4 protein-coding genes are annotated in these 11,963 nt (G+C 45.0%); 1 reads left to right on the top strand and 3 read right to left on the bottom strand.

Annotated features, from left to right (window positions below):
• Positions 1-117 precede the first annotated feature (117 nt).
• The gene (locus IFO66_RS04555) at positions 118-2,082 is read right to left on the bottom strand and encodes a DUF11 domain-containing protein (protein ID WP_192023987.1); all 1,965 of its coding nucleotides are present in this window, start codon (positions 2,080-2,082) and stop codon (positions 118-120) included.
• A gap of 113 nt (positions 2,083-2,195) precedes the next feature.
• Positions 2,196-10,832, bottom strand: a complete 8,637-nt coding sequence (locus IFO66_RS04560; protein ID WP_192023988.1) for a DUF11 domain-containing protein — start codon at positions 10,830-10,832, stop codon at positions 2,196-2,198.
• Between the two features lie 183 nt (positions 10,833-11,015).
• Here IFO66_RS04560 and IFO66_RS04565 point away from each other — a divergent pair, with 183 nt between their 5' ends.
• Complete coding sequence (locus IFO66_RS04565) at positions 11,016-11,213, top strand: hypothetical protein (protein ID WP_192023989.1); 198 nt, start codon at positions 11,016-11,018, stop codon at positions 11,211-11,213.
• 36 nt (positions 11,214-11,249) lie between these two features.
• Here IFO66_RS04565 and IFO66_RS04570 read toward each other — a convergent pair whose 3' ends face one another.
• The gene (locus IFO66_RS04570; RefSeq protein WP_192023990.1) at positions 11,250-11,936 is read right to left on the bottom strand and encodes a DnaD domain-containing protein; all 687 of its coding nucleotides are present in this window, start codon (positions 11,934-11,936) and stop codon (positions 11,250-11,252) included.
• Positions 11,937-11,963: the final 27 nt, after the last annotated feature.

Consider the following 11,963-nt stretch of genomic DNA (forward strand, 5'->3'; position numbering starts at 1 on the left):
ATATCCCACATCACTATTTAAAAGTGATGCGGGATATTTTATTTCATAACTGATTTATTCATCTGCCAAGTCAGTTATTCAACCGTTGCTAGTTGTCTATCCTTCTTCTTCTTCTTCTTATTCTTCATCTTCCAACAGAACAACCTCCACCGTATTTGAATAGTACGGAAATTCCCTACTAATCGTACCAACGACAGCAGTTGAAATTACGTATGCCGTATTCGAAATAATACCTTCCCGATACTGGGTCACTCTCGCTTTATATTGGATATGGACAATCTGATTTGGCTCCACATTTGAAATGTGAATTCCATCCGCTAATAAACAATCTTTCTGCCATACTCCATCAACTGTAAGCGTATCAGACACAAGCTGTAGGTTAGAAGGCAGTTGATCCACCACTTTTAGCGACAAATTCATATTTCCTGTACTTTGAATCACCATAGCATAGTTAATCGTATCTCCTACCGTTACGACTTTTGAAGAAGTTGACTTCACAACCGTTAACGAAGGGTCATACAACGGAATGCTAGCTGGGGTTATAGCGACTTGACCTGATGTAATCACTCCATCCACCCAACGATAGTCGTATGAAATACTACCTCCAATGACTAAGTTACTGCCATCACTCAACGGAAGGATTCGGATTTGAAAACGAACAGTAATCTTCTCGCCGTTCTTTAGTTGTTGGATGATGAATCCGGCAAATGGATTTTCATCCAGTGACATGCCATTTACGGTCAAGCTGTCAATTACGAAAGCAGCATTTGCGTTCATATTGAATTTCAACAAGAGATTAAACAAATCATCATTTGAAATATTCTCAATGACATATTCCAGACTAATGACATCGCCAACAAAGACGATCGGAGGTATGCTCCTTGGATTCAAATACACGCTCACCTTTTTGTTGCGATTTGGATCAATTGGTGGCGGCGGTGGAATCGGCGGACCTGGTTCTGCGATAATCGCAACACTATTGGAAGAAACAGAGCCTTGGATTTGTTCAGCCGTATATCTAACCGATGCTTGATTTACCAGAATCCTATTTGCTGCATATTGAGTAAGCTTCGCTTTGAATGCGATAGTAATCGTATTACCCGCTTCAATTGTTCCAATTGGAATACCCGCCGTCACGTCGTACCTATTCATATCAGGTAATCCATTAATGGTGACACTGCCAGGTACCCACTGCAAACCACTCGGCAGCAGATCAACGACAAGTAAATTGTAAAGCGTATGTGCCAATATATTTGTAATTACAATCGAATACGCCACTTCAGAACCAACTTGAATGACAGGTGCAGAGGCAGATTTTCGCACAATCAACGGCTCAGACACAATAATTTGCTCTGCTTGTGCGGAATACGTGCTTACAGCTTTACGACCACTTGGCAAATCTATCGTAAATAATGCCCCTACCTCATTCAGAAGCTTTCCTGAACTCGGCCTAGCAATTACTCGCACATCGAATTGTACCCTCACAACCTGACCGATAGTAAATGGTTTCCACAACACTCCTGTTTCTGGTGACTCACTAAGCCTCCGTTCTCCATTTACGAACAAACTGCCTGGAATAAATTCAACTTCAGCTGGTAATTTATCGAAAATAAGCAATTCTCCAGATAGTGGTCCATTATGAACAGCATCAATTTGATAAGTAAACTGACTACCTACCATAACGACAGACACTTCTGCCTGCTTCGACAATTGTACTGCAGATGGAAACAGTTCCACATAAATGATATTTGAACGGATCAATTCTTGTTCGCCATTCACTTGATACGATAGGTTCGCTTCTGTACTCGTTATCTCTCGTTCAGGCACATAAGTAATCAAAACAGAATATTGAATAACGACTTCCTCACCTGGATTGATGTCAGCAAGTAAGATGGCATAAGGCGTCGTTTGTAATTGTTTTACGCCTTGAATGACTACACTGCCTGGGACAAATCGAGAGTATTCAGTTAATACATTCGTCAAAACCGCTTGCCTTATCGTTCTGCTCGAATTGTTCGTCAAAATAATCGTAAATTGAACAATTTCACCAGAAATCGCATCTGAAACATCCACTAACTTCACTAGGCTGACGGCAGAGTCATAGACGGGAACGGCCACTTGATTCGACGAAGTCTGTAAAATGACCGTTCTCCCGCTATATGGCTCAAATTGTATCGTTGCTGCCGCCTCATTCGTCAGCCTGTCGAGGGGGGGAGCGATGTCACTTCAACTTGGAATGTTACTGTCGTCGACGTTCCAGGAGCAATATTGCTCAACGTAACTCCCGTCTGTGGATTAGATGCTGGAGATGGTACGCCATTAATCGTAACACTGCCTGGGACAAATGTACCTCCTTCTGCAATTGGATCGGTCAACACCGTTGAGGCTCCTATATTACCATCATTACTTGCCACAAGCGTGTAGGTTACTGTATCCCCTACTGTGGCTTCACTTTGGCTTATTGTTTTGGTCACCGTAATTATGGCTTGAATTACCGCAACGGTTACCATATTAGAAACGGACGTCCCTGTAAATGTACCAGATGTAAAGCTCACGGTAGCTTGATTCGATAAGGCAGGCGGGTTCGGCAAGGAAACGACACGCACTTGGAACCTAACCGTTTCTGTCTGTCCCGGTGCAATCGTATGGAGATCGATGCCCGAATTAGGCTGGCCATCAGGTACACTTACGTTATTTACCGTGACACTCCCTGGAATAAATACACTACCTGCTGGAATTGGATCAAATACAACTGCATTACTTACCGTTTCAATACCATTATTCGTCACGGTAATCGTATAGGTAACAACATCATTGAACACGGCAACGGTTGCGTTAGCAGACTTGGCAATCGTAACATCGGGTGATGAAACTGGAATGGCCACTGTATTGGATTGGATTAACCCGCTTATGGTGCGTCCCGACGGTAAAGCATACGTATAATCAACATCCGCCTGATTAAGGAGCTGTTGAGATGGCGGCAATGATACAATATTAATTTGGAAAGCAACAGTCACTGATCCACTTGCCCCAATCGTACCAATCGCAAATCCCGTATTTGGATTGGCGCTAGGCTGAGCCGCTCCGTTAATCGTAACACTGCCTGGAATAAACACGCTACCTACTGGCGTTGCGTCCGTGAACACAGCCGTCGCTGCCGTATTTCCTGTGTTTGAGACAACGATTGTATACTGTACGGTATCCCCTACCGTTGCTACTGAGCGTGATGCACTCTTTAAGGCAGCAATTCTCGCTTCATACACAGGAACAGACACTGGATTAGACGGGACGGTCGCACTATAGGAACCTAACGAGAATGATGCGCTAGCTGTATTATCAATCGATTGCGTTGGTGGCAGTGCAACGACACTTAGTTGATAGGTTACTGTTGCCGTTGCGCTTACCTCAATCACCCCAACAAATACACCTGTTGCTGGATTCGCAGCTGGTATAGAGGTACCATTCACAGTAACACTACCTGCTACAAAACTTGCTCCATTTGGCAGTGGATCGTTGACAATGACATTCGTAACCGGTTCGATGCTCGTATTCGTAAGCAGTACGCTGTACGTAATCGTATCGCCTATCGCCGCCTCCGTTGTGGTTGTACCTTTCACTACGTCTAGATCAGGTAGGAATACAGGAATCGTTACCGTATTGGATACGATATTGCCACTCTTCGTTCTTCCATCTGGCAATTGGAAGGAATACGGAACGGAAGCTTGATTGCTCATACTTCCACCATCTGGCAAGGATACAACATTTACTTGGAATGTAACCGTTACATTTACGTTCGGATCGCTTGTAATCGGAATACCTAAAGTCGGATTGGCTCCGGCCACTGGTACCCCATTTACCGTTACACTATTTTGAATAAATACGACATTCGCAGGCAGCGGATCGGTCACGACAGCACTTGCTGTAATATTTCCTGTATTCGTCACGACCACGGTATACGTCACCGTATCTCCGACACTTGCCGCAGCATGGTTTGCACTTTTCGCTGCTGCCAGCGTCGCCTCGAACACAGGTATGCTGAGCGGATCCGCCACAGTAGATCCCGTAAATGTTCCGCGTGTAAAGGTTATCGTTGGCTGAGTAGTTACGTTTGGCGGAGACGGTACCGAATTAACTAGCAACTGATACGAAACGATTACAGATTGACCTGAATTTAATGTGCCTATTGGTATCCCAGCTGAAGGATCTGCTCCAGGTACAGGTGTACCATTTATCGTCACACTGCCAGGAACGAAAGAAGTTCCCGCGGGAATTGGCTCTGTGATGACAACAGCGGTAAGTCCTTGGATTCCATTATTCGTAGCGGTGATATTGTACGTAATGATGTCAGCAACAGACACACTCGTTTGATTAGCCGTCTGAGTGAGAGAGACATCTGGAACGGAGACCGGGACATTGACGATATTCGATGAAGCACTTCCATTCAACGTTCTTGCATCTGGTAATGTAAACGTAAAAGCCGCGGTTGCTTGATTGGATAGTACAGGAGGTACTGGTTGTGATACGACATTTACTTGGAACGTGACTGGCACACTGGCATTGGCTGCCAAGCTGCCAATACTGAATCCAACTTGCGGGTCAGCGCTAGGTAAAGGCGTTCCACCTACTAGAACGGAATTCGGAACAAAAACAGCTCCATTAGGTATCGGATCAGTTATCGTAATATTCGCTGCAATATTACCTGTATTGCTTACTTGAATCGTATACGTAAAGGTATCCCCTATAGATGCATTCGTTAATTCAGAGCTCTTAGCTAAAGTAAGAGCAGGCTGGAAGACGGCAATTACTACAGTGTTGGAAGTAGAAGTTCCTGTGAAAGTTCCCGAAGTGAAAGAAGCGGTTGCTTGGTTTACTAATGTCGGTGGTAGAGGGACAGTAACCACATTTGCCTGGAACGTAACGAGTACGGTTGCGCTTGGTGCGATTGTACCGATGGTAATACCCGTTTGCGGGTCTGCCGTCGGTATTGGTATGCCATTTATCGTTACGCTGTTCGGTACGAATGAAGCTCCATCTGGTATAGAGTCTGTCAAGGTCACATCCGTTACAGGCGCTACACCGCTGTTATTTAGACTAATCGAATAAACAATGGTGTCCCCGATACCTACGGATGTATAGTTGGACTGTTTGCTTAAGGTCAAATTTGGTGATGAGACAGGTATCGTAACGGGATTGGATGTCACAGTCCCAGTAAGCGTACGGCCATCTGGAGCGATATAAGAGTACCCTACTGTTGCCTGATTGACCAGCTCTTGTGGCGAAGGTAGTGTTGTTACATTTATTTTGAAAGACACACTTGCCGAGCCGCCCGCTTCAATCGTACCAAGCGGAATACCCGTTGCTGGGTTAAATCCTGGACGTGGTTCACCATTGACAATAACGCTGTTCGCCAACAACACGGCGCCAGGAGGTACATTATCGATTAACGTCCCGATGACATTAATATTGCCCGTATTCGTAACAACGATTGAGTACGTAATAATATCTCCAACGGTTGCAACGGTCTGACTCGCCTGTTTAGTGGCTGTAAGTATAGGCTGAAATACTGCGATAGATATAGAGTTTGACCAAGAGGACCCTGTAAAGGTACCTGATGTGTAGCTTACCGTCGCCTGATCGACCAGTACTTGTGACGGCGGGAGTGCAGTTACGTTAGCACTAAAGCTAATCGTGACCGTCTGATTCGGCACAATCGTTCCTAACGTTATCCCCGTAGTTGGATTCTCCCCTAATCTTGGGAACCCATCCACAAGTACACTATCTGTCACAAATGAAGACCCCGGTGCAATCGGATCAACAAGGATAGCATTGGTCACATTTTGAATCCCATTATTTCGAACAGTAAAGCTATAAACGACTTCGTCACCAACAACAACCGCTGTAACATTCGATATTTTGGTCACTGTGACATCTGGAGAAGATACAGGAATAGTAACAATGTTCGTTGTTAGAGAACGAGAAACGATACGCCCTGAAGGTAACGCAAACGAATAATCGATAACGGCACTATTGATAATCGTCTGAGTTACAGGCAAAGAAACTACATTAAGTTGGAAAGTCAATACAACAGTCGTGCTCGGTGCCACCGATCCAATATTGACACCAGCAGCGATATTTGCACCCGCAATCGGAACACTATTGATGGTGACCGTATTGGGCACAAAAGTCGTTCCTTCAGGTATTTGATCGGTCACGATTGTGTCAGCAGGTACATCCCCGCTGTTGCTCACTGAAATCGTATATGTGATCGTATCTCCAACTGTAGCATTGGAACTATTAGCAGACTTAGTCGCCTGTATAACTGCATCATATATAGGAACTGAACTTGTGTTCGATACAGAACTACCTGTAAATGTGCCCGAAGTAAAGCTGACAGAAGCTGTATTCGTTAAGAACGGAGGCGCTGGCAGTGAAGTAACCTGAACCTGGAATGTCACATTTAACGTCTGCCCAGGTACAATTGTACCTACATTAATACCGTTTCCGGGATTAGCCGTTGGACGACTGGCACCACCTACAATAACACTTCCAGGTACAAAGGCAGAACCCGCGGCAATCGTGTCACTGACGATCGCATTCGTCACATTTTCAAAACCATCATTTGTAATGGCTAACGAGTACGTTAAAACATCGTTTATAGTCGCTTCTACTACATTCGCACTTTTCACAATGGATATATTCGGGGCAGACACCGGAATAGACAACGGATTGGATACAATGCTCTTGTTTATCGCTCTGCCTGACGGGAGCTGATAGTTGTAACCAATGGTCGCTTGGTTATTCAATGTTTGAGGGGATGGCAGTGAAGTCACATTTACTTGGAACGTGACCGTAATCGTTTCCCCTGCAGTAATTGTGCCCAGAGCAATTCCAGTAGCAGGATTGGCATCTGGTTGGGCTACCCCCGAAATAATGACCGTGTTAGGAACAAAGGTTGTACCTACAGGTATCGTATCTGTTAAAATAGCGCTGGCCGCATAATTGCCTGAATTTGCTATTGCGAAGGAATACGTGATCGTATCGCCTACCGTCGCTCTAGTATGATCAGCACTCTTAGCAGCGGTAATGATCGGTTCATATACCGGAATCGTTAGCGCATTCGAAGCCGACGTTCCAGAGAATGTCCCTGATGTATAGGATACGATCGCTTGAGTCGTCAATACAGCAGTTGGTGGCAGCGTATCTACTCTTACTTGAAACGTTACTGGAATAGACTGTCCTGGCGAAATAACACCAATTGGAATACCCGTTCGCGGATCCTCTGCAGGAGCTGGAACACCATTAATTACGACACTACCAGGTATAAACGATGCTCCTACCGCTAATTGATCGGAAGCAATTACCGCATCAATGTTAGCAACTCCTGAATTGGTTGTGTTTATTGTATACGTAATGATGTCGCCTACCGTCACATCTGGCAAATTAGCTGTGAGCGCCACACCAACGTTTGGAGACGATACTGGAATGGTTGATGTATTGGATTGGATTGACCCTGTCAAAGTCCGTCCGTCTGGAAGCAGGTAGCTGTACGAAACGGTGGCCTGGTTTGATAAAATTTGCGGAGTAGGCAGTGAGGCTACATTCACTTGAAACGTAACGGTTGCCGTGCCCCCTGGATCGATAATACCTACTAAAATACCTGTCCCTGGCGTACTGCCAGGCTTAGGAACACCATTTACAGCGACACTATTCGGAATAAATGCCGTCCCCGCTGGAATCGTATCTGTCACAGTAGCTGTCGCTGCATAGTTCCCCGTATTTTGAATCGTAATTGTATACGTAATCGTATCCCCAACCGTAGCTCGCGACTCACTTCCTTGTTTCGCAGCACTTATAATAGGCTGGAATACAGCAATACTGACCGTATTCGAAGTAGATGTGCCTGTAAATGTGCCAGCAGTAAACAGTACCGTGCTTTGATTTAATAAAGTGCCGCTCGGTTGTGGTATCGAATCTACACTAACTTGAAACGTAACGGGAACCGTCTGACCGGGAGTGATCGTTCCAATCGCCAGTCCTGATGATGGATCTGTCCCTGGGCGTGACACCCCATTCACCGTGACACTATTCGGTACAAACGTTGAGCCGCTTGCAAAGGTGTCCGTCAAAACGGCATTCGTTACATTGTCCACGCCTTGATTTCTTACATTCACCGTGTATAGAATAATATCGCCAATTGTAGCAACAGTACGACTGGTTTGTTTGACAATGGATACGTTCGGTGCAGAGACGGGTATAGAAACGGTATTTGAATTGGCTGTTCGCGTTGTCGTTCGACCGCTCGGCGTCTGGAACGTGTAGCTAATAGATGCTTGGTTATTTAACTGCTGCGATGGAGGTACAGAAACGACATTGACTTGAAAGGTAACCGTCGACGATGCTCCAGCAGCAATCGACCCAACTGGAATTCCCACCGTAGGACTAGCACCTGTCTGGGTAACTCCATTTACAGTCACGCTGTTAGGAACAAACACTGTACCAGTAGGAATATTGTCCGTTAGAACTACCGTCGAAGCGACGTTACCTGTATTGGATAGCTGTACCGTATAAGTCAACGTATTTCCAACTTGCGCAACGGTTTGATTGACGGATTTTTCGGCAGCTACAGTTGAATTATAAATGGGCAATACTAATAGATTGGATGTTGAAGTACCTGAGAACGTACCCGATGTAAAGCTTACCGTTGCCTGATTGTTCCAATTGCTTGGTGCTGACGGCAAAGCATCGACCCTGAACTGAAAAGTAACAGGTATCGTTTGACCTGCTGCTATCGTACCAATGGCAATTCCCGTATTCGGATTCGCTAACGGCTGAGGAACACCAGCAATCGTTACACTGCCAGCTACAAACGATCCAGAAGCAGGGACTGGATCAATGAGAACGGCATTGGTTACAGCAGAAATGCCGCTGTCCGTTACATTTACCACAAACGTAACAACATCCCCTACTACTGCTTCCGTTACATTTGTGCTTTTCACAACATTTACGTTTGGCGAGGATACGGGAATAGACAGTGTATTGGATTGGGATGAGCCGTTTATTGTTCTACCATCTGGTGGTTGGAACGTAAAGGCAGCGGATGCTTGGTTGGTCAACTGCTGGGGCGTCGGAACTTGAGTTACGTTTACATCGAAGCTCACGTTAACCGTACCGTTAGGGGGTACGTTCCCCGAATTGATACCTGACACTGGATTCCCTCCTGGAACCGGCACACCTCCAACCCTTACACTGTTCGGCACAAACACAGAACCGTTAGGGATCGGATCGGTCACCGTTACATTGGCACTAATGCTACCTGTATTTTGAACTGCAATGTTGTAGGTGATCGTATCCCCTACAGTTGCAGCGGTAGAGCTCCCTGTCTTCACCAAATTAATAACCGGCGCTAATACAGGAACACTGCTTACATTTGATACGGAAGAACCTGAGACGGTAGACCCGCCAGAAATACTTTGGAAGGAATAGCTAACAACCGCTTGATTGTTCTCCTGAAACCCTGTAGGCACTGAAGCAACTCTGATTGTAAACTGTATGGTATTCGTACTTCCTGGAGCCAAAGTTCCAAGTGATATACCCGTGCTTAAATTCGGATTACTCAGTACAGTGCCATTCAATCTGACACTATTTGCCACAAGCGTTGTACCTGCTGGAATTATGTCTGTGAATACTGCGTTGGTCGCATTTAATGATCCTGTATTCGTGATGACGACCGTATATGTGATGTTATCTCCGACTACAGCAAAAGTAGAGGAAGTCGACTTGGTTACGTTTACTTGTGGAGAATTGATGTTAATTTGAAGTGCATTGGCATTTACGAGATACGCATCTCCTGATGAAGTCAATTGCAGTACTGCACTTGTCTGATTGTTGCTTAAAGTAGAGGAAACATCCACATTCGTAATATCCCAGCCTTGTCGGCCGCCTGAAATATTGGTACCGGGTGCACCATTTGTTGCATTTCTTGTACCGAAAGTGCCGCTCGTATCCAACGTTCCATCGTCTTTGTTAATTTGGGAAGCAAAAAAATTGTTTGCGAAATTGTTAGGCCCACTCAATATGGTTAGATTACTGGTGTTAGGCCCAAACCTAGCTTGATCGCCCGTTCTATTCGCATCCCCTTCTTGTGCACTAAACAGCGCTCTTCCTGAAACCGTTCCAGATGTAGGTGTCGCGAACCCTGTTATCGAGGTAGAAACAGCAGAACCTCCAGCGCTGATGTACAAAGAACCTACACGAAGAGACATATTGCGAAATGGAAGTGTCGGATTCAAATAAACGACGGCCAGTGTCCAGCCCGCATGATTAGACGTATCATCTGGAACGACGATAGTACCGACTACATTGCCTACCGTGTATGTGCCAGCACCAGCACTGGTAATGATGGAGGTTACATTCGCTGATCGGACATAACCAAGAATACCAGTAGCCATCGTCACGCTTTGTGCAGTCGCGTTGTCTGGTTGTATGCTAAAAGATGTTCCTGCTGGTGTTCGTAAAGTAACGGGATTATTAATATTAGCCGTTAGGTTGACATTCCCGTTAACATAGGTGCCACCCCAAATTAATTCTGCATACAACACGGTACTTCCTGAGGGAATGACTAATACAGCAGCAGCACTATTTAATGTATAGTTTGAAGTAGTCCCGAAAGGATACGTGCCAAATCTCAAAGACGTGTCGACGGTTGTGAAGGCACCTATGCTATCTAGCGTTCCCGGTACGCCCACTGTATCTGATCGACTAAGGCCGAGCGTGTTTCCTGTAAATGTGATGGCGCCTCTCTGATTATCACTATACCTGACAACAAAAGCCATCCCTTCACCGCCCTGTCGTTATTCGTTCTCATTCTATGAAAAGACAAGAATCGAATATAACCTTCTCTTTCAAACAATCAACAGCTTTGTTATATAAATTGGTGAAAACTACATGGTTAGATTGTCCATTTCCCCTAGCAAACCATTTCATACAATGTTAGTAACGTACTAAGGAGGGTTAACATGTCTCAAGATGTAGTTTCTTTGCAAATTTACGCGCAAGTAAGCAGCCCAGAAGAAAAGAAGCTGCTAGACGATCTGCACCAGCATCTTATACGCCATGTTGTACAACTTAATTTATCTGGATTCGCCTCTGTTACGTTGCAAAATGTTGCAACTCCAGCTGATGCGAATGTATTGCCTGATACATCTAACAAATAATTTAAGCCCGCTGCCTATGAATAGCAGCGGGCTTCATTATGATCGGCCATTGCCACGGAACTTTTGAGTAAAGTTACGAGCATCTTCAACCGTTCGTATTTTGTTTCGACTCCATTCTAATAAAATGCGATCGATATATCGGAAGTGTACTTTTCCAGCAAATACAGCCTCTTTTAAAGCCATAAGAATAATAGGTTCCGAATAATGATCATCATCGATCCATCCTGCAATCGTCTCACATTCCATTGGTGATAATGGTCTGCCGAATTCTTTCTCGAAAATATCAAACAAATTAGGAGTGTTTTCCTCTGCGCGGTTTCCATGCTGCTGTCTTTGGCGTTGGCGTTCTTCTCGAATATCCTCTGCTAGAACTACTGCAAGCTTCTCCCATATCCCTTCAAGATTGTAGCATTCACCCTGCACTCGGGTGATCGGGTCAATATGCTCATCGATCGATAGAAAGCCTTCTTTCATTAAACGCTGCAGCGCTGAAATAACTACCGTTTCCGTGGAGCTCATTCGCGCTTGTATCTCATCAATAGTAGGAAAATCTTTACACTCATTTTGTTTGAAATCCAATAAATGAATAAGCAGCATCACTTCTATGTCTGTTAATTGGAGACGTTTATAATGCGAAAACAAAGCGGCAGGAAGCGAGAGTTGTCCACTTTGCATCTGTCGGGCAATGCCCTTCGCATAAGCTCGCCATGCATCTGCGCTCATACGTTTCCCTCCTGTTCCTTCATCCAC

Origin of the sequence: Paenibacillus arenosi, assembly GCF_014841135.1 — a bacterium.
GTDB classification, from domain to species: Bacteria; Bacillota; Bacilli; order Paenibacillales; family Paenibacillaceae; genus Paenibacillus_B; species Paenibacillus_B arenosi.

Coding starts and splice junctions, on each gene's coding strand:
- IFO66_RS04560 (WP_192023988.1), bottom strand. CDS start 10,832: ATGGCTTTTGTTGTCAGGTATAGTGATAATCAGAGAGGCGCCATCACA.
- IFO66_RS04565 (WP_192023989.1), top strand. CDS start 11,016: ATGTCTCAAGATGTAGTTTCTTTGCAAATTTACGCGCAAGTAAGCAGC.
- IFO66_RS04570 (WP_192023990.1), bottom strand. CDS start 11,936: ATGAGCGCAGATGCATGGCGAGCTTATGCGAAGGGCATTGCCCGACAG.